The sequence below is a fragment of the Mesorhizobium sp. M7A.F.Ca.ET.027.02.1.1 genome (assembly GCF_004022985.1).
GTDB lineage: Bacteria > Pseudomonadota > Alphaproteobacteria > Rhizobiales > Rhizobiaceae > Mesorhizobium.
Map to the genome: position 1 here is coordinate 1 of NZ_RZOL01000042.1, position 25,959 is coordinate 25,959.

Sequence of the window (25,959 nt, forward strand, 5' to 3'; positions counted from 1 at the left end):
ATATCGGAGCCTTGGCCGTAAAGCGCCTGGGCAAGTTCGCTTCCCTTGGCCGGGTCGTCGAAAGTTCCGGCGAAGACGGAGTTTACCTTGACGTCGGGCGCGGCATATTTGGCGCCTTGCTCGTAGCCGCCCAGGAAGTTGCGGATCACCGGGATATCTCGGCCGCCGACAAAGCCGATCGCCTTGCCGTCGCCGATCTTGTCGAAGGCGGTGCCCTTGGCTTCGATCATGCCGGCAAGTGCACCGGCCACGAAGGATCCCTGCTCCTCGGCGAAATTGGCGTAGATCATCTTGGGGTTGTCGAGGACGCCATCGATGAACACGAAGCGCTGGTCGGGATATTCGGCGCTGACCTTTTGCAGCGAGTCCACCAGCTCCCAGCCCATCACGAAGATGAGGTCGTACTGCTTGCCCTTGGCAAGATTCTCGAACTGCTGCTGGTAGTCGAGCGCGCGATTGCCGGTGTCGACCAGCTTGAGGTCGATGCCGAAATCGGTCTTGGCCTTGTTGAGGCCGTTGACGATCGAAACGCCAAAACCCTGTGCAAAATATCCCGAGATGGCGGCCACGGAAACCTTGGCCTGTGCGGCGGCCGGTCCGAACGAAATGGCAAGCATCGTGCCGGCCAGAAATAAACTCTTGAGCGCCCTTTTCATGTCATTCCCCTTCAGCTTTTTTCAGCTTTCGAAGCCACGCTTTGACCATCCCCCACATATCGCCGTAACAACGGCGAGTTCGTTGATGGTCATATGAGTTTAGGAGCGGCTTAACAGGCTGTCAATCGTCATCCGATGCAGTTTTGTTGGCCCTTCGCCCACGTGCTCGACGTCTGCGCTTGACAAATGTCGACGGGCATAATTGTTGATACTCTAATGAGTTTTCATGAACGACGGGATGAAGGAAGCGAAACAATGCCGGCTGTGGTGGTCAGGAAATTTCTGGTTCAGGTCGAAGAGATATTCCATGAGGGCGGACCCCACGCGGCACGCCCGCTCAAGCGAGGCGCGGTCGTCGCGGTCATCGCCAACCCTTTTGCCGGACGCTATGTCGAGGAGATCACCGGCTTCATGGAAGACCTGAAGCCGCTCGGTCTCGATATGGCCCGGCGCCTGATCGACGCCATTGGTGAAGGCGGCCAGGCCATCGAAGGCTATGGCAAGGGTGCCATAGTCGGCGCCACCGGCGAGCTTGAACATGGCGCGCTCTGGCACAATCCGGGCGGCTACGCGATGCGCGAACTGCTCGGCAATGCCAAGGCGATCGTGCCTTCGACCAAGAAGGTCGGCGGCCCCGGAACGCGCATCGATATCCCGATCACGCACATAAACGCCTCCTATGTGCGCAGCCATTTCGATGCGATCGAGATCGGCGTTGCCGATGCGCCGCGCGGCGACGAAATGGCGGTCATCCTGGCGATGACCACCGGCGCACGCGTCCATGCACGGGTCGGTGGCCTTGCTGCCGCCGACATCAAGGGCGAGGACGGATTGCGATGAGCCCGGAAATTCGCCGCATCATCACCATCGTCGAGGAAACCCGGATCGAAGGCGGACGGCCCGTCGATCCGCCGACGCGGCGTGCCGCAGCCATTGCGGTGATCCGCAACCCCTATGCGGGTACCTATGTCGAGGACCTGTCGGCACTGAGCGCCATAGGCGAAGCCTTGGGCGATATCTTGCCCAGGCGCGCGGTCGCTGCTCTGGGCATTGCCGGCGACCGGGTCGAGAGCTTCGGCAAGGCCGCCGCCGTCGGCGCCGATGGCGAGCTCGAACATGCCGCCGCCATCCTTCATCCAAAGCTCGGCGCCCCGTTCCGCGATGTGCTCGGCAAGGGCGCCGCGCTCATTCCTTCATCGAAGAAGCGCGGCGGCCTCGGCGTGCCGCTCGATATTCCGCTCGGTCACAAGGATGCGGCGCGGGTGCGCAGCCATTTCGACGGCATGGAGGTTCGTGTTCCCGACGCACCGCGTGCCGACGAGATCGTCGTCGCTATCGCCGTCACCGATTCCGGCAGGCCGCACCCGCGCGTCGGCGGGCTGACCAAGGACAAGATTGTCGGGATTGACGGCGTCGGCTGACCGTCAGGCCGCCAGGATTTCCGGCACCCGGAGCGCCGGAGGCGTATTTCTGCTCCGGCCGGTCCGCACCACGCCGTCGATGACGACCATTCCAATGCCTGGAAGATTGCCGAGCGCCACGCTGTCGAGCAGCCCGTCGCCGGCGCCGCCGATCGCCTGGTCCATGAAGATCAGGTCGGCGGCGCGACCGACCTCGATCAAACCGCGATCGTCCAGTCTGCGCACGCGCGCCGTGTTGCCGCTGGCAAGACAGAACGCCACTTCCGGCGCGATGCCGCCCAGCGAAGCCAGCATGGTGAGCGTCCGCAGGATGCCGAGCGGCTGCACGCCGGATCCGGCCGGGCTGTCGGTGCCGAGGATGACGCGCGAAAGTTCGCCGCGCTGCCTTGCCAGGTCGAGCACGAACAGTCCGGTGCGCAAATTGCCGTTATGGACGATTTCAAGCGCCCTCGAGCCCTTCTCGCAGATCTGCCGTATTTCCGCGTCGGGCAGGGCGGTTGGCCCGCCATTGACGTGGGCGACAATGTCGGCGTCGACCTCCAGCACGACATCCGCGCCGATGCGGCCGGAGCCGGGCAGCGACGGGCCGCCCGTGTGGGTCATCGAGGTCATGCCGTATTTGCGCGCCCAGGCGATCATCTGCCGGCCGGTCGGCCCATCCTTGACGCCGCCAAGCCCGACCTCGCCGACAAGCGTCACGCCGGCCTCGGCGAGACTGCGGAAGTCTTCCTCGGTAAGGCCGGGTTCCAGGATCGGTGCCCCGGCCAGGATCTTCATGCCGTTCGGACGGAAGTTGGAGAAGGTGCGTTGGGCAGCGATCGCCAGCGCCTTCAGCCCGACCAGGTCGCGCGGTCGGCCCGGCGTGTGGACTTCCCCCGCCGAGATCATGGTGGTGACGCCGCCATGCACGGTCGAATCCATCCAGCCGATCTGGTTCTGCCGAGGCGTCCAGTCGCCGGCCACCGGATGGGCGTGGTTGTCGATAAGACCCGGCGCGACCGCGCAGCCCATCGCATCGATGACCGTCGCCGCGCTGCCGCCATCAATGTCGCCTGCCTTGCCAATGCCGGTGATACGTCCATCGGTCACGACGATGGTGTCGGCGTCGATGATCGGTTGTGCTAGATCGCCACTCAGCATGAGACCGATATTGCGGACGACGAGCGTGTTGGCAGACGACTGGAGGTCGGACGACATCGGTTCTCACTTTTGCTGTTATGGAAAAAAGGACTGGACGCAGCTTATTTGCCGCCGTCGCCATTCGATGGGTCGTCGTCGTTGATGCGCTGGAGCAGGCGAAGCAGCGTCGCCTGCTCGGCCGGTGAGAGCGGCGACAGGAACCGCCGCCCGACCTCGACGCTGCGTTCGAGCCGCTCCAGCGTATAGTCGGTCCCTTTGCTGGTCAGCGCGATCATCGTCAGGCGTTGGTCGGTTTCGGAGGCGCTGCGCGTGATCAGCCCGTGTTTGAGCAGTTTGCGCATGACGATGCTGATGGTCGATGGGTCCATCGCCGTCAGCCGGCCGAGATGGTTCTGCGAAACTTCGCCATGCTTGAGGATCGTGGCGAGCGCCGCGAATTGCGTTGGCGAAAGGTCTTCGCCGGCCATGACCTGCTGGAAGCGCAACGTCGCGCGCTGATGCGCCCGGCGGATGACGTGCGCCGGGTGGCGGTCCAGTTCATAGCCGGTCCCGGCGTACTGCTGCAGCACCTGCTCGCGGCTCAGGGGTGCATCGCCTCCCGGCGTTTCGCCTTTTTTGGATTGCGGTTTCTTTTCAGTCGTCACACCGGACTCCTATCGCCGCTGTCTTGGATGTCGCCGGCCGGAAAAAGCTCAAGCCGCAACCCTCGCTGGTTGAAGCGATGTCCCGTCGCGGAGGGCTGCGACGACATCAGCCGAATCGCTGATCACGCCGAAATGGGTCGCTATGTCATACAGCGAGCTTTCCTGCTCGCGTGGTCCCGTTGCCGCGCAGCAATCGCTTGGCACTACCACCTCATAGCCCTCGAAAAAGGCATCGTGGACGGTCGAGCGCACACAGATATTGGTGACCACGCCGAAGATGATCAACTGATCGATCTGCATGTCTTTCAGCGTCAGGTCGAGGTCGGTTTGGAAGAAGGCCGAGTAGCGCCGCTTGATCACATGGATCTCATCATCGCGGGCGCCGAGATCCTCGATGATCTCCGGCCCCCAGCTTCCGTCCAGGCAATGCGGCGTGCGCTTCAGCCATTCGCGCTCGCGTCGCATGCCCGGCCGGTGGCTGTCATGGACCCAGATCACCGGCACGCCGGCGGCGCGCGCGGCCTCGATCACGGCCAGTTGCGGCCCGACCAGCGTCTCGTACCCAGGCAGGACCATGGCCCCGCCGGGCTTGCAGAATTCATTGATCATATCGATGACGACAACGGCTGCACGGCGTGAATCGAGACGCACCGCGTCATCGTGCCGATGTGAGGAAAAACTGTCCACGGACATGGCGAGCTCCTTTGACCGATCGTTGATGCTCATACAAAAAACCCTAGTGGATGCCAAGTCAATCCCGTTCGACGCAAAGCGTGCTGGTCGGCCTTGCGCACCGCGCTCCGACAAGCGTATGCGCTATTTGTCCATCGCGAAATGGCCTTGACAACGCTTGTCAGGCATGTGCTCGATTTGTATGACCATCAATGATATTCAAGCCGCTTAATTGCGGAGCCGAGGTCGAGATATGAAAACCATCGTCACCGGAGCCAGTGGCCTGCTTGGCCGCCATGTGGCCGAGGCTCTGGTTGCGGCCGGCCACGATGTGCTTGGTGTCGATGCCGTAGTGCCGGGTGAGGTCGCATGGCGCCACGCAACCGCCGATTTGACCGATCTGGGGTCGACGCTGCAGCTGGTGCGCGATTGCGATGCGGTTGTGCATGTCGCGGCCATTCCGCGGCCGACCGGCCGGGCCGGCGGCGAGGTGTTCAAGACCAACATCGCGACCGCCTACAATGTGGTCGAGGCAGCTGCCATGGCCGGCGCCAGGCGCTTCGTCTATGCCTCGTCCTTCAGCGTTTTCGGCTATCCCTTTTTCGAGAAACCTGTTCGACCGCCCTATCTGCCGGTCGACCTGAACCATCCGGTCGGCGCGCAGGACCCGTACGGCCTGTCGAAATGGCTGGGCGAGGAAATCGTCGACGCGGCGGTGCGCCGCGGCGCCTTTTCGGCGGTCAGTATCCGCATGCCGTGGATCCAGACGCCGGGTTCTTTTTTCGAGGGCGTCGCGCCGCGCCGCGCCACTGCCGACAGTGCCCGTGACCTGTGGGCCTATCTTGATGGGCGCGACGCCGGTCAGGGCTTCCTGCGGGCGCTTGAATGGCAAGGCGACGGCCATCTGCGCGTCCTCCTCAGCGCCGCCGACACATTCATGGAAGAGGAAACCGAAGCGCTTTTGCGCCGGGTCTACCCTGATGTCCCCCTGTCACGGCCGATCGCCGGTTTCGGCGCCGTGCTCGACACGATCCATGCGCGCGAAACGATCGGCTTCGAGCCAAGCCATTCGTGGCGTTCCTATCCGAAGCCGGAGGCCGGACAATGAAACGGTTCGACAAACAGAATGTTCTCGTCACCGGCGGCGCGGGCGCGATCGGCAGCGCAGCGGTGCGGCGTTTCCTTGACGAAGGCGCACGGGTCGCCATTGTCGACCGCAATGGCGCGGCGGCGCAGCAACTGGCTCGCTCACTGGGTGAAAACGCCATTGCCATCGAAGCCGACGTCACCGACGAAGCGGATGTGCGGCGCGCCGTCGAGGCGATCGTTGAGACGTTCGGCGGCCTCGACGTGGTGTTCAACAATGCCGGCATTTCCGGCGTCGTCGCTCCCGTTCACGACCTGCCGGTCGAGGATTGGGATACGACCATCCGCATCAATCTGCGCGGCATCTTCCTCGTGCTGCAGGCTTCGCTTCGGGCGATGATCAAGGCCGGGACCGGTGGCTCGATCGTCAACATGGGCTCGTCCATGGCCGGTTGGGACGTCCTTTCGGGGGGAGCTGGCTATGTCGCTTCCAAACACGGCGTGGTCGGCCTGACGCGGGTCGCGGCGCTCGATGCCGCGCCCTATGGCATACGCGTCAATGCCATCTGCCCCGGCGTGATCGAGACGACGCTTGGCGTGCCGGCTTCCGGCGACGGCGAATTCAAGAGCAGCGTCCAGCATTTCGCCGACCGCATTCCGTTGCGCCGCATCGGCCAGCCGGACGATGTCGCGGCCGCCCTGGCTTTCCTGGCCTCCGACGAGGCGAAGCACGTCACAGGCGTGGATTGGCTGATCGACGGCGGCCAGACCTTGCAGAGCTGGGCCAACGCGCCGGCCGGCGGCGCGTTTCCGAAATTTCGCTAAAGTCTTTTCGGCGGCATTGCCTGGATGATCCGGACGGCAAGATCGAGATCGGCGAGCCCGCCCGAAAGCGGCGTGCGCGGCTTAACACCGGCAAGGATGCAATCGGCGAAATGCAGCCACTCGCGGCGGAACGACGTATCAGGAACGCCAGGCAGAACGCGTTCGGATGCAGCCTCGCCTGTCGTTTCACGTAGCCGGACAGTCGCCGAGGCATTGCGGAAATAGGGGTTCTGGAATTCGATCCGCACCTCGTCGCGCTCGCCATGCACATGGATCCACTCGTCCCACCATTCATACTGGGCAAGTGCCATGTCGAAGAGGCAAGGGACGCCGCCATAGTCGAGCACGGCCAGCAACTGGTTCGGGCCGGTCTGTTGCGCATGGACGACGCGGTCGGGCGTGCCGAAAGCACCGCGCATGACGGCAAGGTCGTGGCTGGCGAGGCTGAGCAGTACAAGATAGAGATCGCGATAGCCGGCATGGTCCACACCGAGCGCCGCCTCGATGCGCCGAGCGACCGTTTCGCGCCCCGCCGCCAACACATCGGCCGGCACGTCGGTGACCCTGGTCTGGGTGTAGAGTTGGCCATAACGGTCGAAGCGGCCCGCGAAATCGTGGACATGGATCGACTTCGGCCGGCCGATAGCGGCGATGCGCTCCAGCCCGGTCTCATAGCCGGGATCATAGAATTTCATGTAGCCGACAAGGGCGACGAGGCCGCTCCGCTCGGCCTGCTCGACAAGCGGGCGCGCCTCCTGCGGCGTGAAGGCAAGCGGCTTCTCGACGATCAGGTGTTTGCCGGCTCGGATTGCATCGGCGACCATCTCGCCATGATCGTAGGTGCAGATCACGACCGCATCGACATTCGGGTCGGCAAGCAGCGCGCGATGGTCGGTATATCTGGCAGTGACGCCATAATGTTCCGCGACCTTGTCGACCGTGCCGGGAGAGATGTCGCACAAGGCGGCGATGCGAAACGCCGGTAATTCCATGAGATAGGGCAAGTGCATCAGCTGGGCGATCTCGCCGCAGCCGATGACGCCGACGCCAATAACGCGATCCTGCATGTCAACCCTTCACGGCGCCGGCTGTCAGGCCGGCGATGAACTGCCGTTGCATGGCGACAAAGACGACGATCACCGGCAGTGTCGTGATCGTCAACGCGGCGAAATAGAGCGTCCAGAGCGAGTCGTATTGCTGGAAGAAGCTGACCAGTCCTAGCGGGATGGTCTGCACCAAAGGGTCGCGCAACAGCAGGAAGGCCAGGAAGAAATCGTTCCAGATCTCGATGAAGCCGAAGATGAGGATCAGCGCCACGCCCGGCCGCACCAGGGGCAGCATGATGTGGATCAGGATCTCGAGCCGGCTGGCGCCATCGATGCGCGCGGCATCTTCGAGGTCGGCCGGCAATGTGATGAAGAAGCTGCGCAGGATGAAGACCGAAAGCGGCAGCGACGTCGCGGCATAGATGAAGGCAATGCCGAGCCGGCTGTTTATCAGGCCGAGATCGCGCGCCACCAGGAACAGCGGAATGGCCATCACCTGCGGCGGCACCAGCATGGCCGCAACCGCGACTGCGATCACAAGACCGCGTCCGGGGAAACGAAGACGCGCCACCGCATAGGCGCACGGCGTCGCGACGGCCACCAGGATGATCAATGCCGAGCCGGTGACGAAGATGCTGTTGACGATGCGCGATCCCATGCCGGCGATCCGCCAGGCATCGGCATAGTTCTGCAGCACCAGGCTCGATGGCGGACCCCAGACATTGCTGAGCATTTCCTGCTTGGTCTTGAGCGAACCGAACAGCACCCAAAGCAGCGGATAAAGGGTCTCGAAGAGCACGAGAATGAGCGCGGCATAGATGCCGCCAATTTCGAGGATGCCGCGCATGCCGAGGCGCTGCATGAGCCCGCGACGGCGAGAGCCGGCGGCGCCATCGTTCAGCGAAAGGTTGGCGGCTCTCATCAGACGTCGAGCCTTTGCCGCTGCATCAGGGCCAGCAGGCCGACACTGGCCAGCCCGACGATCATGAACAGCACATAGCCGATCGCCGCGGCGTAGCTCATGGCGCCGTCCTGGAAGGCCTTGCTCATCATGTAGGTGAGCACCACTTCGGTGGCGTGGTTCGGGCCGCCCTTGGTCAGGACATAGACGATGTCGAAATTGCGCACGAAGGCGCCGGAGAGGCCGAGGATGGTGTTGATGAAGATGATCGGCATCATCATCGGAACGGTGACGTGCCGGAAGCGCTGCAAGGGGCCGGCGCCGTCCATCTTCGCCGATTCATAAAGCTCCGAGGGAATCGTCTGCAGCCCGGCCAGATAGATGACGGCATGGAAGCCAAGCCATTTCCAGACATCGACGACGATGATCGAGTAGAGCGCGATGTCGGCGTCGCCAAGCCATGATCGTTTCAGCCCGGCGAGGCCAATGAGATCGAGCCCGCTGTTGAGCAGGCCGAAGACCGGATTGTAGATCCAGGACCAGAGCAGGCCGACGGCGACGAAGGACATCGTCACCGGGGCGAAGGCGGCGGCGCGGAAGAAGGTGCGGCCAAGCAGCGCCCGGTTCAGAAGCAGCGCCAGCCCGAGGCCGAGCACGTTCTTCAGGACGACGACGGCAACGACGAAAATCAAATTGTTGCGCAGCGCACCGAGGAAGATCCGATCGTGCACGAGCCGCTTGTAGTTGGAAATACCTGCCCAGGTCGGGTCGGAAAACCCGTCCCAATTGTGCAGGCTGAGCCAGAAGCCGTTGACGAACGGCCAGAGGTAGAAAAGACCGAAGAGGATCGCGGCGGGCAGGATCATGACGAATGCGACCGCCCCGTCCCCGGCATTGAAGCGCCAGGTGCCGGATCGGCTCGAAACAGGAGCCGCCTCTTGCGGTCGCGTGCTCATGTGGCCTTCGCGCCTTGCGGGGTCAGCACCAGCCCGAGCGTGTCCCTGACATAGGCGATGCTCTCGAGCGTGCTTTGCTCTGCCGTTTTCTTGGACGCATCCAGCTCGATGATGGCGAGGCCATCGTAGTTTGCCTCCAGCAGGACGTCGACGATGCCGGCGAGATCGACGACCCCGGCGCCGAGCTCGCAAAAGGCGCCATAGCGGTCATAGCCCTTCAGCGCCGGATCGACCCTGGTGTCCTTGAAATGCATGTAGCGCACGGCTGAAATGTAGGTCTTGACCGCGTCGACCGGATCGGAATTGGTGTGGGCAAGATGCGCCGGATCGATGCACAGGCCGGCCAGACCGGTATCCAGTTCATCCATCATGCGATCGAGCTGGTCGCGACGCTCGATGAAGGTGTCGAGATGCGGGTGATAGACCGTCTCGATGCCAAGGTCCTTCGTCCGCTTGCCGATATCCTCGAGCGCCCGGCAAAAGGCCCGGTAGTCGTCGGCCGTGTGCGCCCCGGCAGCGGCTTCCGATGGACCGCCGCCGAGAACCAGCACCGGTGAGCCGAACCCCTTCAGCAGCCTGGCCAGCGCGACGAGAACGTCCCGTTCATAGGTCCAGGCGACAGGGTTGGTGAAAATCGCATTGACGTAGAAGGAGGAGAGCTTGATGCCATACTCGCTCTGGCCTTCCGACAGCAGCGCATAGCGCCGCAAGATGTCGGTGTCGGTGGTCACTCCCATCGGCGCCTGGTTGCCGAGCTGCATGTACTTGCGAGCGTACTGGTCCGACAGGCTGGTGAAGGCGAGGATTTCGAACCAGCCGAAGCCCTGGTCGGCGAGAAACTTGATGGCCGGCCTGAGCGGAAGGCCGGTCAGGTCCCAGCTGTTCAGATGATAGCCGATCGAGAAGCGCTGCCGTTCGGCGCGATGTGTCATCATGTGTTTTCTCCGATGGGCGAGGCTGCCCGAAGCAGGCAGCCTCTGTTTTTCTTGCCTGGCACATCAGCCCGGCTGGATGGGCGCTCGCTTGCAGGCGCTACTTCAGGGCCTCATTTGGGCGGCCAGTTGCCCTGGGCCTTGAGGTCATCGAAGATGGTCTGGATCGATGCGGCGGCGTCTTCGGGCGTCGTGGTGCCGCCGACGATGCCGGCGATTGCCGAAGACGTGGCGCTCGCGACCTCGGATGGCCAGATCCAGTCGAGGAACTTGATCGTGTTCGGGAAGGCTTGCTTGCGCAATTCGACGGCATAGGCATCGTCGACCTGCGGCACGCCCTTGATCGAGGCCGCGATCGGCTGTTCCGGCGCGAGGTAGAGCGTCGCGACTTCAGGCCGTGTCAGATATTCGATGAATTTGACCGCGGCATCGAGCTTCTCGGGCGGGATCGAGGAGGCGACGCACATGCCGTTGTCGGCACCGCCGCCATGGCCAGGCGCGCCCGGCGTTCCGTCCATTTTCGGAAAGGCGAAGACGCCCCATTTGAAGTCCTTGACGCTCGACTGGAGCGACGGGATTTCCCAGGTGCCGCCATAATACATGGCGCTCTTGCCGGCGGCGAATGCCGCACGCATGCCGTCCTGGTCGACGGAAAGCGAATCCTTGGAAAGGATGCCGTCATCGACCCACTGCTTGATCAGCTTGAATCCCTCGACATCGGGCGCGTCGGTGAATTTCGCCGTGCCTTCGAGGTTCTTCTGCGTCTTGCCGACCGGGTCGCCCGATGCCTGCGAAAAGGTCTCGAAGTACCACATCGGCCACATCACGGTGTTCGAGCCCTGATGCAGCAGAGGGATCACGCCCGCGGCCTTGAACTTCGGCACGGCTGCCTTCAGATCGTCATAGGTTGGCGGGACAGGAATGGCGAGCTTCTGAAAGAGATCGACATTGTAGAAGATCGTCGATGTCGACAGCGTCGAGATCGGCACCCCGTAGACTTGGCCGTTGACCGTGAAGGCGCCAAGTGCAGCGGCGTCGATCCTGTCCTGGAACGGCTTGATCTTGTCGGTAATCGGCATCACCAGTTTGCGCCTGACATAGGCGCCATTGGTGTAGAAGGCCGGGCAGGCGATCAGATCCATTTCCTGGTTTGCAAGCTTGGCTGTCATCACGCGTTGAATGGAATCGGTTTGCGGCCCCTGGGCATCCCACTCGACGGCGGCGACGTCGGGGTTGGCCTTGAGGAAACCGTCGATGACCTGCTGCTGGATTTTCTTCTGCTCGTCCGGCGGTTGACGCGGCGCGAGTTCGTCGAGCGCCGAGCCGCCGAAAATCTTGAGCGTGATCCCTTCGGCGTGGCCGATGCCGGGCAGTGTAATCAGGCCGAGGCCTAGCAGTGCGGTGGCAAGGATGGGAGCGGCGGGACATTGTTTCGGACGGTGGGTCACTCTCTGCTGAAGGGGCATCTGGCTCTCCTTTACGCCAATGCCGAGGGGCAACCTCGGGACCAATATCGTTGATGGTCATATGATCTTGGTCGCCTGTTGATGTTTTTGTCAATCGGCAAGAATGCCTATTAATTCATCGATCGAACGCCCCTTTCATGTCGGCGTGGCCCGTGCGGTGTTCAATTTGCTTGGGCATTGATCTGCAAGAAGATCGGCAAACCAATGGTCGGATGCTGGCTGCTCCCGGTAACGGACAAGCCCCAATCTTCGCGATCTACTTCACGCCGATGCCGGCGGTCAGGCCGCCATCGATCTTGTAGTCCGCGCCAGTGCAGAAGCCGGCCTTCGACGAACACAGGAAAGCGATGAGTTCGGCCACTTCCTCCGGCTCGCCGATGCGCCCGATGGGGTGCGCTTCGCCGAAGCGCTTGTAGGCGGCCTCGACATCGGCATCCGTGCCGTTCTCGCCGCGGGCGGCCTTCTCCAGGATCGGGGTGCGGATCGAGCCGGGGCTGACGGAATTGACGCGGATGCCGGAGCGCGCATGGTCGAGGGCTAGGGCACGCGTCAGCGTGTGGATGGCGCCCTTGGTGGTGGCATAGGCGGCGACGTTTTGCTGGCAGGCAAAGCCCTGCACCGAAGCGACGTTGACGATGGCGCCGCCGCCCCTGCGGACCATTTCCGGAATGCCGAAATGCGCGGTCAGATAGATGGACCCGACATTGACCGACATCGCCCTGTTCCAGGTCTCGAAATCGGTGCTGGTCGCGGTTCCGTACGGATGCACCGCCGCCGAATTGACGATGATATCGAGGCCGCCGAACCGCTCCACGCCGGCCGCGACCGCGTCGCGAACCTGATCGGGCACGGAGACGTCGGCGTCTATGACCAGCGCCCCGGCTCCGGAGCTTTCCAGTTCCGCTTTCAGCGCAGCGTTGGCCGCGCGGTCGATGCCGCAGGCGACGATCGCAGCACCCCCTGCAGCGAGGCGTCTGGCGGTTGCGAGGCCAATCCCGGTCGTCCCCGTCACCAAAGCCACCTTGCCGTCGAAATCCTTCATTGGGAAAACTCCTTCATTCGCTGTCCGAAACCGTTCCTAGTTTGACACCCATTGTGGTCCAACAATAGGTTGCCGTTCTCTCGCAGAAGGAAGCGGCAATGGAACAGTGCTGGCGCTGGTATGGACCGAACGATCCGGTAACGCTCGATCATGTCAGGCAGGCCGGTGCGACCGGCGTGGTGAGCGCCTTGCACGATATCTATGACGGGCGCGCCTGGCCGCTCGAGAGCATTCTGGAGCGCAAGCGTGTCATCGAGGCCGCCGGCCTGACATGGTCGGTGGTCGAGAGCATTCCGGTCCACAATTCATTCAAGATCGGCGCGCCGGAACGCGAGCGCTATGCCGGCTATTATCGTGACTCAATTCGCGCGCTCGCCAAGGCCGGCATTGCGACGGTCTGCTACAATTTCATGCCGGTGGTCGACTGGACGCGCACGGATCTCGCCTATCGGCTGCCAACGACAGGTTATGCGTTGCGTTTCGACGCGATCGATTTCGCGGCCTACGATTTGTTTGTGCTGAAGCGCGTCAATGCCGAGGCCGGCTATACCCCCGCCCGCATTGCCGAGGCGGAAGCGCGGCTGAAGGAATTGAGCAGCGAAGCGATCGACAGGATCGAGCGCAACCTGATCGCCGGCCTGCCTGCGACCGAGCGCAGCTATGACAGGGACAGTTTTCGCGAGGCCCTGGCGGACTATGATGCGATCGGACCGAAGGAGCTGCGCGACAACCTTGCCTGGTTCCTGCGCGAGATCATTCCGGTGGCCGAAGAGGAGGGGGTGCGCATGTGCATCCATCCCGACGACCCGCCCTTCTCGCTCTATGGCCTGCCGCGCATCGTTTCGACCGCCGAGGATGCGCGTTTCATCCTCAACGCCGTCGACAGCCCCGCCAACGGCCTGACGTTCTGCACCGGCTCCTATGGCACGCGCGCCGACAACGACATCGTCGCCATGGTCAAGGAGTTCGCCGACCGCATCCATTTCGCCCATCTGCGCAACATCACCATCGAGGATGACGGCTCGTTCCACGAGGCCGAGCATCTCGAGGGCGGCACCGACATGGCGCATGTTATCCTGGCTCTGATGCAGGAAGAGGCGCGCCGCCGTCGGGAAGGCCGCGCCGACTGGCGCATTCCTATGCGGCCCGACCATGGCCATCTGCTCGCCGACGATATCGGCAAGACCAGGCTCAATCCTGGCTATTCGCTGATCGGCCGGCTGAAAGGCCTCGCCGAGCTGCGTGGCATCATGCGCGCCATCGAGCGGTTCGAGCTGGCTTGAATGCGCTCCGGCCGGTCGGCTGGCGGATTTACAGGCGATCACGCGCGGTTGCGCTTCCGCTGTGACTTATACGATGTCGCACTGGAAAGTGCGGCCTACGAGAGGCATGGCGGGTAAAGCACGTGTCGGGAAATTATTTGCCGGCAGTTCACAATATGCAGCGCTGACGTTCTTCCATTCGGGCCAGATTGGACTTCTTGTTGCTTTGATCGGCACGCCTTGCGTGTCACTTTGAGATGCATTCATTCTCGAAGCTCTTGCCGGTGGTCGCTTCTACTTCTCCTAAGCCAAGGCAGAGAAAAGAAGGAACCTGACCATGCCCAGAATTGTGCCGGTGCTCGATCTGAGCCGTCTCGAACAAGGTGCGTCCGAATATCGTACCTTTCTCCTGGACCTGCGCACGGCGGCGCGGGACGTCGGCTTCTTCTACCTCAGCGGCCACGGAATTTCGACCTCGGAGATCAACGACGTGCTCGATGCCTCACGCCGGTTCTTCGCGCTGCCTCAGTCCGACAAGCTGGCGATCGAAATGGTCAAATCCCAGCAGTTCCGCGGCTACACCCGCGCTGGTGGCGAACTGACAAAGGGCGCGGCCGACTGGCGTGAGCAACTCGACATTGGTGTCGAGCGCCAGCCCATAGCGCAAGGGCCTGGAATTGCACCGTGGACACGGCTGCAAGGGCCGAACCAGTGGCCGTCTGCACTGCCTGAACTCAAGCCGGCGTTGCTTGCATGGCAGACCAAGGCGACAGCGGTGGCGATCCGGCTGCTGAAGGCCTTCGCGCTGTCGCTCGATCAACCCGAGGATGCCTTCGGCGCGATCTACCGCGACTCGCCCAACCATCGCATGAAGATCGTGCGTTATCCCGGCCGTGACGCGACCGAAGGCGACCAGGGCGTCGGCGCGCACAAGGATGGCGGTTTCCTGACCCTGCTGCTGCAGGACGACAACAAGGGGCTGCAGGTCGAATATGACGGAAGCTGGGTGAATGTGGATCCGCTGCCTGGAACGCTGGTCGTCAACATCGGCGAACTGCTCGAACTGGCATCGAATGGATATCTGCGCGCCACCGTGCACCGCGTCGTGACGCCGCCTGCCGGCGTTGAGCGGATTTCCGTTCCCTTCTTCTTCAGCGCCCGGCTCGATGCGACCATTCCGCTTCTCGGCCTTTCCGAGGAACTGGCGGCGCAGGCACGGGGACCGGCAAGCGATCCCGACAACCCATTGTTCCGCGATGTCGGCACCAATGTGCTCAAAAGCCGGCTGCGTTCCCATCCCGACGTGGCACGCCGCCACTACGCCGATCTTCTCGAGACCGGAGCCGCGGGCTCGTAAGGATTCTACAATATGGCGCACGAATTTTTGCCGTTTTGGGTGTTTTTTTTGGAATGCCATTCGTCGCCAAGGCTTCGAAATAAGCCCAAACAGGTAAAATCGTTCGGTGGTTTCCTCCCATTCCGCCGAGCGGTGTTCCCCTCTGAAGGTTTTAACCTTCTTTTGGCCGGGCCGTATTCGAGCCCGGCCATTTTTTATCTCGGGTCTCGGGCACAAAACTGAAATGCTGCAAAAGCCCGGCATTGCGGAACAGAATACCTTCCCGAGTTGGGCGGACCGTCCGATCCTGAGGTAAGGATTCGAGCACTGCTGCTCGACTGTATCGATCGCTCGGAACGACTTTCATGACACGGAAACAATTGCGCCTCGGCGCCTTCATGCGCCCCGTCAGCCTGCACACCGGCGCCTGGCGTTACCCGGGCGCTTATCTCGATGCCAATTTCAATTTCGCGCATCTGAAGCGCTTCGCTCAGACCCTGGAGGCGGCGAAGTTCGACGCCTTCTTCATGGCCGACCATCTGGCCGTCCTCAACATGCCGATCGAGGCGCTGCGGCGCAGTCACACGGTCACCTCGTTCGAGCCGTTCACGCTTTTGTCGGCGCTCGCCGCCGTCACCGACCACATCGGTCTGGTCGCCACCGCATCGACCACCTTCGATGCGCCCTATCATATCGCCCGCCGCTTCGCCTCGCTCGATCATATCAGCGGCGGGCGCGCCGGCTGGAACATCGTCACCACGTCCAATCCGGATGCCGCGCTCAACTTCGGCCTCGACGAGCATGTCGAACATGACGAGCGCTACCGGCGGGCGCGGGAATTCTACGATGTCGTCACCGGCTTGTGGGACAGCTTTGCCGACGATGCCTTCATCCGCGATGCCGAAAGCGGGCTCTATTTCGATCCGGCCAGGCTGCATGTGCTCGATCACAAGGGCGAGCATCTCTCGGTGCGCGGTCCTCTCAACATCGCGCGCCCGGTGCAGGGTTGGCCGGTCATCGTCCAGGCCGGCGCCTCGGAGGCAGGCCGCCAGCTGGCGGCCGAAACAGCTGAGGTCATTTTTGCCGCCCATGCCGATCTCGCCTCGGGGCAGCGCTTCTTCGCCGACGTCAAAGGCCGTGCGGAGAGACTTGGCCGGTCACGCGACGACATCAAGATCCTGCCGGGCGCCTTTGTCGTTGTCGGCGACAGCGTCGAGGACGCGCAGGCCAGGCGGGCGAAGCTCGACAGCCTCGTCTATTACGAGAGCGGCATTGCCTCGCTGTCGATCACGATCGGGCATGACGCATCCGGTTTTGACCTGGATGCGCCCTTGCCGGAAATCCCCGAGACCAATGCGAGCAAGAGCAGCCGCGAGCGCGTCATCGAATTGGCGCGCCAAGAAAACCTGACGGTTAGGCAGCTCGCGCAAAGGCTGGGCGGCTATTCCGGCCTTGCCTTTGTCGGCACACCTGAAACAATCGCCGACGAGATGGAGGAATGGCTGGTCGGCGAGGGTTCCGACGGGTTCAACATCATGTTTCCCTATCTGCCCGCCGGGCTCGATGATTTTGCCGAGAAAGTCGTGCCCGAACTGCAGCGGCGAGGGATCTTCCGGCGACAGTATGAGGGATCGACGCTGCGCGAGAATCTCGGCCTGAAGCGGCCGCCCAACCGGTTTTTCGATTAGAGCGTTCTTCGCAGAGAGGTCTCCAATGTCGACCCAGACCAACACCCGCATCGTGCTCGCGGCGCGACCGCAAGGCCGGCCGAAGCCAAGCGATTTCCGCATCGAAACAGTGGACCTTGTCCAGCCGGGAGAGGGCGAACTGCTGTTGCAGATCCTTTATCTGTCGCTCGATCCCTATATGCGCGGTCGTATGAACGCCACCAAATCCTATGCCAAGCCGGTCGATGTCGACGGCGTGATGGAAGGCGGCACGTCGCGCGTGTGATGATCTCTCGCCATCCGGAATTTGCTGAAGGCGACATCGTCCTGTCCCACTCCGGATGGCAGAGTTTCGCCCTGTCCGACGGTGCCGGGCTGCGCAAGCTCGATCCCGCGGCTGCACCCATAACAACCGCGCTCGGCGTGCTCGGCATGCCGGGCTTCACGGCCTATGCCGGTCTGCTCACCATCGGGCAGCCGAAGCCTGGCGAGACGGTCGTCGTCGCGGCCGCCAGCGGCGCGGTCGGGTCGGCCGTTGGCCAGATCGCGCGCATCAAGGGTGCGCGTGCCGTCGGCATTGCCGGCGGTGCCGAAAAGTGCGCCTTCGTGCGAGAAGAGCTCGGTTTTGACGCGGTCGTCGATCACCGGGCCGACGATTTTGCAGAGCAGTTGAAGGCAGCTTGCCCCGGCGGCATCGACATCTATTTCGAAAATGTCGGCGGTCCTGTCTGGGACGCGGTGTTTCCGCTGCTGAACGAATTTGCGCGTGTGCCGGTCTGCGGGCTGATCGCGCAGTACAACGTCATCGCGGATGCCGGCACCGACCGGTTGCCGACATTGATGCAGCAAGTGCTGCACCGCAGCCTGACGATCAGGGGTTTTATCCAGCGCGAATTTGTCGACCAGCGCCCGGCCTTCTATCGTGAGATGGCCGAATGGATAGCGTCCGGCCGCGTCCGCTACAGGGAAGATATCGTGGATGGCATCGAAAATGCGCCTCAGGCCTTTCTCGGCCTTCTCGAAGGCAGGAATTTCGGCAAGCTGATCGTGCGTATCGCGGAATAATTGTTGCACAACGATGAGCCGGGGCTGCCGAGACAATCGCTGTCGCAGCCCGGCGCGGCGCCTTTTTTGTTCACCACATCATGAAGGAGGCGACGTCCGCATCCGAGACCTTGCCGGCATTCACGTCAGCGATTGCCTGGTCGACGATCGCGACGCCCTCGGTCATCTCGTCTTCCGTCAGCGTCAGCGATGGCATGAACTCCAGCACATTGGCCTTCAACCCGACATAGGTGAAGGCTGCACCCAACTCATAGCCGCGATAGATGATCTTGGCCGTGGTCGCCGCCGCAACCGGCTCACGTGTCGTGCGGTCCTTGACCAGGTCGACGCCGATGGCAAGGCCGCGCCCGCGCACGTCGCCGATGATCTCGTGTCTGGCGGCAAGGGCTCGCAGCGCGTCGGAAAACAGCATGCCGATTCGCGCCGAGCGCTCGACCAGGCCGTCCGTCTCGATCGTCTTCAGCACCGCGTTGCCGGCCGATGTCGCCACCGGATTGCCCGCGGTTGTCTGCAGCGCGAAGGCCGGCGCATGGTCCATGATCTCCTTAGGGCCGATCACGGCCGACAACGGCAAGCCACCGCCGATGCCTTTGCCAAAGACGACGAGGTCGGGCGTCAGTCCTTCATGCTGGAAGCAGTGCATCATGCCGCTGCGGGCGAGCCCGACCTTGACCTCGTCAACGGCAATCTTGATGCCGTGCTTGCGGCAACGCTGCTGCAATGCCTTGAGAAAGCCGGGCGGCGGCACGATCAGCCCGCCATCCGACATCAACGGCTCGATGAACACCGCCGCGACCTGATGGGGCGGGCAGGTGGTCTCGAACTGGTAGTCGAGCAGGGCCAGCACGTCCTCGCTGCTGAAATTCGGTCGGAACGGATCGGGATAGGGCAGCAGAAGCACGCCCGGCCGGGGCAGCGTGTGGGTCATGGCGGTATGGCCGCTGATGCCCATCGAGCCGGAGAGATTGCCGTGATAGGAACCGATGAACGAGATGAAGCGCGAGCGGCCAGTGGCTGCCTGCAGCACGCGCACCGCGCAGTCGTTGGCATCCGACCCGGAATGGCCGAACCAGACGCGCCGTTCGCCTTCTCCGGGCGTAATCGCCAGCAGCCGCTCCGCCAGCGATACAGCCGGCTCGTTCGGGTAGAGCAGCAGGCTGGCGCCCGCCATGTCGCGGATCGACGTCTCGACCGCTTCGACGATTGCCGGATGGCCGTAGCCGAGCACCGCCGGACCGGCCGATCCCGACAGGTCGAGCAAGGAGCGGCCGCCTTCCTCGATCAGCCGGTTGCCCCGGCCGCCGATGACGCTGAGCGGGGAGAAACGCAGCTTGCCGATCTGGGCGATGGTCGCGGCATCACGTTCGCGCAGGCTGAGATTGCTCACGACACGGGTTCCGTTTCGAGCGCCGGCAGTGCCGCCGCCAGCCGGTCCGCCCATTCTTCGATGCCGGACCGCGTCGACAGCAAATCCTGCCGGATCTCGACGAGGACGGCGGGGATGCCGCGATCGTCGCCATGAATGGGCACGGCGTAATCGGCGTCGCGGCTGATCACATAGGGCACGTTGGCCGCGACATTGAGCCCGGCGTCGGTGCGCAGGCCCGAAAGGATCGTTTCGGCGAGATCTCTCGCTTGGTCGTGCAACACGCCGGCATGCCAGGGTCTGCTGACACCGAGGAAGACCGGCGTGAAGGAATGGATCGTCACGATCCGCGTCTGCCGGCCTGCTTGCGCCCGGTGGTCAAGATACGCGGTCACCCGGTCATGAAACGGCGAAAAGATGATCTCGGCGCGTCGGGTCCGCTCCGTCGCATCGATGCCGACATTGCCGGGAATGTCGGTATCTTCCGACAGCACCGGAATGCTGCCTGACGTGCCCAGTGGCCGGTTGAGGTCGATCAGCAGCCGCGTGTAACCGCTGAGGAAGGCCGGTGCATCGAGCTTCGACGACAGCAGGCGGGTCACTTCGGCGGCGCCGATATCCCAGGCGATGTGGCGCTGCAGATGGCTGGCATCGAGGCCGAGCTGTCGATACTCGGCCGGCATGTGGTTGGACGCATGCTCGCACAACAGCACGATATCGGAGCGGCCGTGCTCGTTGAGGACCTCGACGGCCTCGGGCCAATCTTTTCCGGCCTGCGCGGTCATCAATAGAGCGTCCGGCAGAGATCGCAGATGGAGGCCGGATCGAGACCGGCAAGACGCTCGGCTTCATGTCGCTTGAGGCCGACGAAGGTTTCGATGAAGACAGGCGCGAACCATCCCGTCACGATGCCGTCGGCCAGCAACGCGTCCAGTGCCGCCGGCAGGGTTTCGGGCAGGCGCACCAGACCGAGACTCGCCCGCTCAGCCTCGCTCATCAGTGTCGGGTCGCCGGTGACCAAAGGCGGCGACGGCAGGCCCGCCTTCAGCCCTTCCAGCCCGGCGCGGATGATCGCCGCCAGCGACAGATAGGGATTGCCGGTGGCGTCAGCGGCCCGGTATTCGATGTTGTATTGCCGCGCCGGATCGCGTCCGCCGATCGTCACAGTCGGGCAGATGCGCAGCGACGCCTCGCGGTCGCGGTCGGCAAGCCAGGTATAGGACGAACTCCAGCTGTGCGGCTTCAGCCGGTAGAAGGACGACACGCTCGACGCCGTCATCGCGGTCATTCCAGGCAGATGGCGCAGCACGCCGGCACAGAAGGCGCCGGCTTTGGCGGAAAGACCTCCGGGCTGCGTTGGATCGTATGTCACCGGCTTGCCGGCCTCGTCGACGAAGCTGAAATGGATGTGGACGCCGTTGCCGACGGCAGTTGGCGCGGTTTTGGGCGCGAAGCTCGCACGCCAGCCGGCATTGCGCGCCAATTCGCGCGTGATTTCGCGGATGGCGACGGCGCGGTCCGCCGCCCTCAGCGCGTCCGCCGGCTCGTGTGTCACCTCGAACTGCTCGTCGCCGAATTCGGCGATGATCACTTCGGGTGCAACGCCGGCCTCCTCCAGCGCCGCCATCAGGTTGGGCGCGAAGGGGTCCGTGCGGCGCAATGCGGCGAAAGACATCGAATGCGCCGGCGCGAAGCCGCCGTCGGCGACATTGAATTCATGCTCGAAGGCGGCGATGACCGACAGGCCGGTTGCGGCTTTCAAATCGGCCAACGCCTCTTTCAGCATCGTGCGGGTGCAGCCGAGCCATGGGCTGCCATCGAGCTCGACGATGTCGCCGGCGACCATGTCGAACGGCGTCGCCGATCCGGTACGTGTCGTGCGAAAGCGCGCCTTGAGATCGGGGATCAGCCGCAGGTCGCCCGACGAGCCCCAGGGGTTGGGATCGACGATCGAGTTGAACGGCGTCAGCGACAGATTGGCCTGCAGCCAACCGACGCCGGTCGTGGCGGTCTTCTGCAACTTGCTTTCGGCAACGAAGCGGCCCCGCGTGACGGCGGAGAGATCCGTGGTGACGACGGCAACCAGAGGCTCGACAGTCGATGTCATGCCGGTTTTCCCAAAGCGTTGAAGCGGCCGACGACCGTGTCGGTATCGGCCACCCAGCAGTAGCCGCCGAAGGCCTTGAGCGCGATGTCGTGGCGTTCCTGCGTAATGGTGGCGCAGGCATCCGATACGCAGGTGACAAGATAGCCGCGGTCGGCGCCGTCGCGCACCGTCATGTCGACGCATTGATCGGTCAGCACGCCGACCACGACGAGATAGCGGATGCCGAGGTTCTTGAGGAGATAGTCGACATTGGTCGAGTTGAAGATGCCCGACGACGTCTTCGGCAGCATGATCTCGTCGCCGACCGGCGCCAGCGCCGGCACCGGCAGACCCTCCGGGAGGCTGGGTGCGACATGGATCGGCGTCAGCTTGTGGTCGAGCGAGCGGTCACGGCCGTCTTCGGTCAGGCTCTGGATGATGGTGTGCAGCACCTCGACGCCATTGGCCCGCGCAGCGGCCAGCAGGCGCTCCTGGTTGGGGATCGTCTGTGACGTTGTCTGCCGGTAGAAATAGTGATCGGGCCCACGCTCCGGATGCGACGGATCTGCGCCCGGCTCCAGCCAGATGCGCTGCATGTCGACGAGCAGCAGGGCCGTTTCGCCGGCACGGAAGGCGTCGTCTCGTTTGGGTAGGGCCTGGGTCATGCTTTGTCGTCCTGCTTTGCTGATTTGGGTCCCGGCGTCTTGCGGGGTCCGGGTATCTTGCGCGCGCCGTTCTCTTGCGGGTCGCTGTCGAGTGTCACGGCATTGGCATGTCGCACCCTTTCGAGCCGCTCGATGCGGGCGCGCGCGTCGTCGCCCAGCGTCGAAACGATATGGGCGACCAGCGCCTCCATCTGGGCGATCGCCGGCGCCAGCGTGTCGTAGGGCGAGGCGACTTCGAGCGGGCTGACGATGGTGACTTCGGCGAGATCTGATATCGGCGACAGCCATTGGTCGGTGAACAGCACGATGCGCACATCGAGCGCTGCCGCTTGGCTCGCATAGGCCATCACATCGAGCTGATAGCGGCGATAGTCGAACACGACGAGCACGTCGCGGCGGTCGAGGTCGGCGAGCGTGTCGAAGGTCTGCGGAGAAAGCACGCCGAGATCGCGAACCCCGGAGCGAAACTGTACGAGATAGCCGGCCAGCATGCCGGCGATGTGACGGCTGAAACGGCCGCCTACCATGACAATCTCGCCCTTGACCTCCATCAGCAGGCGGGCCGCCCGCTCGTATGTCTGGACAGGTGTCGCGGCGGTGGCTTTCTGCAAGGCCGTGGTGACGCTGTCGAGATAGGCCAGCACGGCGCTGTCGTTGGAGCCGCTCTGCCGCTTGGCCTCCATCATCAGCAGCGGCGAGTGCAGTCTTGCCTCGACTTCGGCCAGAAGCTTCGCCTGGAAATCCGGAAACCCTTCATAGCCGAGCTTGACGACCAGTCTCACCACGGTCGGATCGCTGACGCCAGCGCGCCGGGCGAGCGATGAGGCGGTGCCGAGGCCGGAGGTCGGATAGTCCGTCAACAGCAGTCGGACGATCTTCTCTTCCGACGGCGTCAGCGCAAGATCCCCGCGCATCAGAACATCGCGTATCGTCATGGGCCTCCCCGAAATCCGTGTTCTCTTGTTTTGTCGAGTTTATTACAGAGATTTAAATCTTGGTCAACAATGAAGAGATGTTGACATTGCGTGATCGCTGGCCCTACCTTGTCGGAAAGCAGCCAAGAGACTGTGGGGAACAGCCATGCGAAACGGAAGCGACGTCATCGTCGTCGGTGCCGGCATTGTCGGATCGAGCGCCGCCTATCATCTGGCCAAGGCCGGTGTGAAGGTCACATTGGTCGAGCAGACCCATCCCGCCGGCGGCCCGTCGGGAAAATCGTCGGCGCTGCTGCACGCCTTCTACCTGATGCCGGAATTGTCGCAGCTTTCCATACGTGGCCGCGAGATCCTGGTGTCGCTGCCGGAAATCGCGGGCGAAGGCTCTTTCGTCACCGAAATCGGCATGATGTGGGTCTGCGGCAACGACAACAAGGTGAGTTGGACGGCGGCAGCCGAACGCATCCGCGGCGAGGGCGCGCGCATCGAGACATTGTCACCGCAGGCCTTTGCCGACGCGGCACCCGGCTTTGCCTTGGACAATGTCGCAATGGCGCTGTGGGAGCCGGAATATGGCTACGCCGATGCCTTCGGCGCCACCAACGCTATCGCCCGTGCCGCCCGCGCCAACGGTGCCAGGATCATGCAGAACACGTTGGTCGAGAGCCTCCAGCGGCAGGGCGACCGCATCACCGGCGTCACTCTGACTGATGGAACGGTGCTGGAAGCCGGTACCGTCGTCCTGGCCGCCGGGCCGTGGACGCGCCGCCTGCTGGCGACGGTCGGCCTCGATCTGCCGCTGCATGTCGAGCGCCATCCGATGGCCGTGCTCGACGCTGCCGGCAAGGCAAGGCAGGTCATGCCGTTCGCCTGGTGCGACGACATTTACTGCAACTATGCTCGGCCCGACAATGACGGTGTCATCCTGGCCGGCACGTGGGCCGGCGGTGGCACCGGCCTGCGCCACGAACATGCGGGCCGCCCGCGTTTTGTCGAAAATCCCGACAACTACATGGAAGGTGTCGAGGAGCAGGAATCGGTCGAGATTCTGGAGACCTTCGTTGACAGAGTCCCTGCCATGGCCGAGCTTGGCATCCGGCCCGGCTATGCCGGACTCTACGACATGAGCCCCGACGATCTGCCGGTCATCGGCGCCATGCCTGACGTCGAAGGGCTGGTCGTTTCGGCGGGATCCTCCGGCCACGGCTTCAAGACCGGGCCGGCAGTCGGCGAGGCGGTGGCCAGGCTGGTCACCGAAGGCGCGCAACCGATCCTGGCGCCGTTTTCACCCGATCGCTTCAGGGCCGCGTAATGGCGTCGGTGACGATGAGCGAGAGCAAGCCCAGTGGCTTCATGCCGGCCGCGTTTCGCAACGCCACTGCCGATGCCCTGTGCATGGTCGCGGTGCTGCTGCTGGTGGCGCTTGCCGCCTTCATCTTTGGCAGCGCCGCCATGCAACGTGTGGTCACCTATGCCGCGATCATGCTGACGGCGGTGCTCGGCCTGCAGATATTCTCTGGCAACAGCGGCATCGTCTCGTTCGGTCAGGCCGCCTTTGTCGGCCTTGGCGCCTACGCCACCGGCATCCTCACCATGCCGACCGCATTGCAGCGAACGGCGCTGCGCGACCTGCCGCAATTCCTCGCCGGGTATCAACTCTCCTTCTTCGCGGCGCTGGCCGTCGTCCTTGCTCTCGCGGTCATCGTCGGCCTGTTGACCGGCACGCCGCTGCTCAGGCTTTCCGGATCGAGCGCTTCGATCGCAACGCTTGCCATGCTGATCATCGTCTACACGCTGCTGGTGGCCGGGCGCGAGATCACGCGCGGCAGTCAGCCATTCTATGGCGTGCCGCGCGAGGTAGGGCTGTGGACGGCTGCCGCTGTCGCTTCGATGGCGCTGGTGGCGGCGAGGCTGTTTCGCGAAACCTCCTTCGGCCTTGCCGCCCGCGCCGCCGCCAATGACGAGCGCGGTGCCGCCGCCGTCGGCGTCGACCAGCGCACGGCGCGTTTGGCCGCTTGGGTGGCGGGTGTCGTCGCCGCCATGGCCGCCGGCGCCATGATGGCGCAGTTTCTGGGTGCGTTCTCGCCACGCGATTTCTATTTCGACCTCGGCTTCACCATGCTCGCCATGCTGATCGTCGGCGGCATGACCTCGTCGCTCGGCGCTTTCGCCGGCGTCATCGTCACCATCGTTTTGGTCGAAGTGGTGCGCCGCTTCGAAGGCGGCGGCGAGGTGCTCGGCCTGCATCTGCCCGTCCTGTTCGGCCTGACCCAGGGCGTGCTTGCCATCGCCATGATCCTGGTTATCTGGCGGCGGCCGACCGGTCTGTTCGGCGAGCGTGAACTGAACCTGCTGCGCCGACCCGGACGCCAGGCCGTGATGGCTTCAACGGCGCCACCGCGGCATGTCGAGAGTGACCGGCTCACCGCCGTCCATCTGTCGCGCCGCTATGCCGGCGTCGTCGCCGTCGACGACGTCAGCCTGGATTTCGAGACCGACAGCATCACCGGCATCATCGGCCCCAATGGCGCCGGCAAGACGACGCTGCTCAACATGCTGGCTGGTGATATCAAGCCGAGTGCCGGCACCGTGTCGGTGGGTGGCGTGGTCCGGCAGGCTTCGGCCTTCCGCTTAGCCCGCTCCGGCGTTGCCCGCACCTTCCAGAACATCCGCGTCTTCCCGCACATGACCGTGCTCGAAAATGTCGTCGTCGCCGCCCGCCAGGTGGAGCCGGATCTTGGCCATGCCGAGGCGGCGGCAATGGGTGAACTTGCGCGCATGGGGCTGGAG

The 25,959-nt window shown here is 63.6% G+C and carries 24 protein-coding genes and 1 pseudogene; 10 read left to right on the forward strand and 15 right to left on the reverse strand.

Annotated features, from left to right (window positions below):
- Window positions 1–656: BMP family ABC transporter substrate-binding protein (locus tag EN749_RS07525; RefSeq protein WP_128362865.1), on the reverse strand; the 656-nt coding region annotated here is incomplete at its 3' end.
- A gap of 255 nt (window positions 657–911) precedes the next feature.
- Here EN749_RS07525 and EN749_RS07530 point away from each other — a divergent pair.
- Both EN749_RS07530 and EN749_RS07535 read left to right on the forward strand, forming a co-directional pair.
- Window positions 912–1,496, forward strand: coding sequence for an amino acid synthesis family protein (locus EN749_RS07530; protein WP_128362866.1), 585 nt, complete (start codon window positions 912–914; stop codon window positions 1,494–1,496).
- On the forward strand, window positions 1,493–2,077 hold the full coding sequence (locus tag EN749_RS07535; protein WP_128287475.1) for an amino acid synthesis family protein: 585 nt from the start codon (window positions 1,493–1,495) through the stop codon (window positions 2,075–2,077). The genes EN749_RS07530 and EN749_RS07535 overlap by 4 nt, the downstream gene beginning before the upstream one ends.
- A 3-nt stretch (window positions 2,078–2,080) precedes the next feature.
- Here EN749_RS07535 and EN749_RS07540 read toward each other — a convergent pair whose 3' ends face one another.
- The 3 genes from EN749_RS07540 to EN749_RS07550 are packed head-to-tail and all read right to left on the reverse strand — an operon-like array spanning window position 2,081 to window position 4,554.
- A complete protein-coding gene (locus EN749_RS07540; protein ID WP_127399212.1) occupies window positions 2,081–3,274 on the reverse strand; it encodes an amidohydrolase family protein in 1,194 nt (397 codons plus the stop codon).
- A 44-nt stretch (window positions 3,275–3,318) separates the two neighbouring features.
- Window positions 3,319–3,861 (reverse strand): MarR family winged helix-turn-helix transcriptional regulator, encoded by a 543-nt coding sequence (locus EN749_RS07545; RefSeq protein WP_127807798.1) that lies wholly within the window; start codon window positions 3,859–3,861, stop codon window positions 3,319–3,321.
- A 48-nt stretch (window positions 3,862–3,909) separates the two neighbouring features.
- On the reverse strand, window positions 3,910–4,554 hold the full coding sequence (locus EN749_RS07550; protein ID WP_127399136.1) for an isochorismatase family cysteine hydrolase: 645 nt from the start codon (window positions 4,552–4,554) through the stop codon (window positions 3,910–3,912).
- Window positions 4,555–4,786: 232 nt separating this feature from the next.
- Between EN749_RS07550 and EN749_RS07555 the strand changes: the two genes are divergently transcribed.
- Window positions 4,787–5,641 (forward strand): NAD(P)-dependent oxidoreductase, encoded by an 855-nt coding sequence (locus tag EN749_RS07555; protein ID WP_127807797.1) that lies wholly within the window; start codon window positions 4,787–4,789, stop codon window positions 5,639–5,641.
- On the forward strand, window positions 5,638–6,444 hold the full coding sequence (locus EN749_RS07560; protein WP_127397087.1) for an SDR family NAD(P)-dependent oxidoreductase: 807 nt from the start codon (window positions 5,638–5,640) through the stop codon (window positions 6,442–6,444). Before EN749_RS07555 ends, EN749_RS07560 begins: the two co-directional genes overlap by 4 nt.
- Here the strand turns inward: EN749_RS07560 and EN749_RS07565 are convergent.
- From EN749_RS07565 to EN749_RS07590, 6 genes are all read right to left on the reverse strand, one after another.
- Window positions 6,441–7,511, reverse strand: coding sequence for a Gfo/Idh/MocA family oxidoreductase (locus EN749_RS07565; protein ID WP_127807796.1), 1,071 nt, complete (start codon window positions 7,509–7,511; stop codon window positions 6,441–6,443). The two genes, EN749_RS07560 and EN749_RS07565, sit on opposite strands and share 4 nt — an antisense overlap.
- A gap of 1 nt (window position 7,512) precedes the next feature.
- The gene (locus EN749_RS07570; protein WP_127397089.1) at window positions 7,513–8,412 is read right to left on the reverse strand and encodes a carbohydrate ABC transporter permease; all 900 of its coding nucleotides are present in this window, start codon (window positions 8,410–8,412) and stop codon (window positions 7,513–7,515) included.
- Window positions 8,412–9,347 (reverse strand): sugar ABC transporter permease, encoded by a 936-nt coding sequence (locus EN749_RS07575; protein ID WP_128362867.1) that lies wholly within the window; start codon window positions 9,345–9,347, stop codon window positions 8,412–8,414. Before EN749_RS07575 ends, EN749_RS07570 begins: the two co-directional genes overlap by 1 nt.
- A complete protein-coding gene (locus EN749_RS07580) occupies window positions 9,344–10,282 on the reverse strand; it encodes a sugar phosphate isomerase/epimerase (RefSeq protein WP_128362868.1) in 939 nt (312 codons plus the stop codon). The genes EN749_RS07575 and EN749_RS07580 overlap by 4 nt, the downstream gene beginning before the upstream one ends.
- 110 nt (window positions 10,283–10,392) lie before the next feature.
- Entirely contained in the window at window positions 10,393–11,745 is a 1,353-nt protein-coding gene (locus EN749_RS07585; RefSeq protein ID WP_127807793.1) for an extracellular solute-binding protein, read from the reverse strand.
- 256 nt (window positions 11,746–12,001) lie between these two features.
- The gene (locus tag EN749_RS07590; protein WP_127807792.1) at window positions 12,002–12,787 is read right to left on the reverse strand and encodes an SDR family oxidoreductase; all 786 of its coding nucleotides are present in this window, start codon (window positions 12,785–12,787) and stop codon (window positions 12,002–12,004) included.
- A gap of 98 nt (window positions 12,788–12,885) precedes the next feature.
- Here EN749_RS07590 and uxuA point away from each other — a divergent pair, with 98 nt between their 5' ends.
- The 4 genes and pseudogenes from uxuA (at window position 12,886) to EN749_RS07610 (ending at window position 18,117) form a co-directional block, all read left to right on the forward strand.
- Window positions 12,886–14,070 carry a mannonate dehydratase gene (uxuA, locus tag EN749_RS07595; protein WP_127396133.1) on the forward strand — a complete coding sequence of 395 codons (1,185 nt, stop codon included), beginning with the start codon at window positions 12,886–12,888 and terminating at the stop codon, window positions 14,068–14,070.
- Between the two features lie 316 nt (window positions 14,071–14,386).
- Complete coding sequence (locus EN749_RS07600; protein ID WP_128362869.1) at window positions 14,387–15,406, forward strand: isopenicillin N synthase family oxygenase; 1,020 nt, start codon at window positions 14,387–14,389, stop codon at window positions 15,404–15,406.
- 344 nt (window positions 15,407–15,750) lie between these two features.
- Complete coding sequence (locus EN749_RS07605) at window positions 15,751–17,073, forward strand: LLM class flavin-dependent oxidoreductase (RefSeq protein ID WP_128362870.1); 1,323 nt, start codon at window positions 15,751–15,753, stop codon at window positions 17,071–17,073.
- 25 nt (window positions 17,074–17,098) lie between these two features.
- A pseudogene (locus EN749_RS07610) lies at window positions 17,099–18,117 on the forward strand (NADP-dependent oxidoreductase).
- A gap of 70 nt (window positions 18,118–18,187) precedes the next feature.
- Here the strand turns inward: EN749_RS07610 and EN749_RS07615 are convergent.
- From EN749_RS07615 to EN749_RS07635, 5 genes are read right to left on the reverse strand one after another with little or no spacing between them, the layout of a single operon-like run.
- Window positions 18,188–19,504, reverse strand: a complete 1,317-nt coding sequence (locus EN749_RS07615) for an aspartate aminotransferase family protein (protein ID WP_128362871.1) — start codon at window positions 19,502–19,504, stop codon at window positions 18,188–18,190.
- Window positions 19,501–20,268 (reverse strand): N-formylglutamate amidohydrolase, encoded by a 768-nt coding sequence (locus tag EN749_RS07620; protein WP_128362872.1) that lies wholly within the window; start codon window positions 20,266–20,268, stop codon window positions 19,501–19,503. Before EN749_RS07620 ends, EN749_RS07615 begins: the two co-directional genes overlap by 4 nt.
- Window positions 20,268–21,590 (reverse strand): glutamine synthetase, encoded by a 1,323-nt coding sequence (locus tag EN749_RS07625; RefSeq protein ID WP_128362873.1) that lies wholly within the window; start codon window positions 21,588–21,590, stop codon window positions 20,268–20,270. The genes EN749_RS07620 and EN749_RS07625 overlap by 1 nt, the downstream gene beginning before the upstream one ends.
- The gene (locus tag EN749_RS07630; protein WP_127398956.1) at window positions 21,587–22,234 is read right to left on the reverse strand and encodes an isochorismatase family cysteine hydrolase; all 648 of its coding nucleotides are present in this window, start codon (window positions 22,232–22,234) and stop codon (window positions 21,587–21,589) included. Before EN749_RS07630 ends, EN749_RS07625 begins: the two co-directional genes overlap by 4 nt.
- Window positions 22,231–23,169, reverse strand: coding sequence for a MurR/RpiR family transcriptional regulator (locus EN749_RS07635; protein ID WP_128362874.1), 939 nt, complete (start codon window positions 23,167–23,169; stop codon window positions 22,231–22,233). Before EN749_RS07635 ends, EN749_RS07630 begins: the two co-directional genes overlap by 4 nt.
- A 145-nt stretch (window positions 23,170–23,314) precedes the next feature.
- Here EN749_RS07635 and EN749_RS07640 point away from each other — a divergent pair, with 145 nt between their 5' ends.
- Together EN749_RS07640 and EN749_RS07645 are read left to right on the forward strand one after the other, a co-directional pair.
- The gene (locus EN749_RS07640; RefSeq protein WP_128362875.1) at window positions 23,315–24,481 is read left to right on the forward strand and encodes an FAD-binding oxidoreductase; all 1,167 of its coding nucleotides are present in this window, start codon (window positions 23,315–23,317) and stop codon (window positions 24,479–24,481) included.
- 14 nt (window positions 24,482–24,495) lie between these two features.
- Window positions 24,496–25,959, forward strand: a 1,464-nt coding sequence (locus EN749_RS07645; protein WP_245491299.1) for an ATP-binding cassette domain-containing protein, incomplete at its 3' end; no start/stop codon positions are given.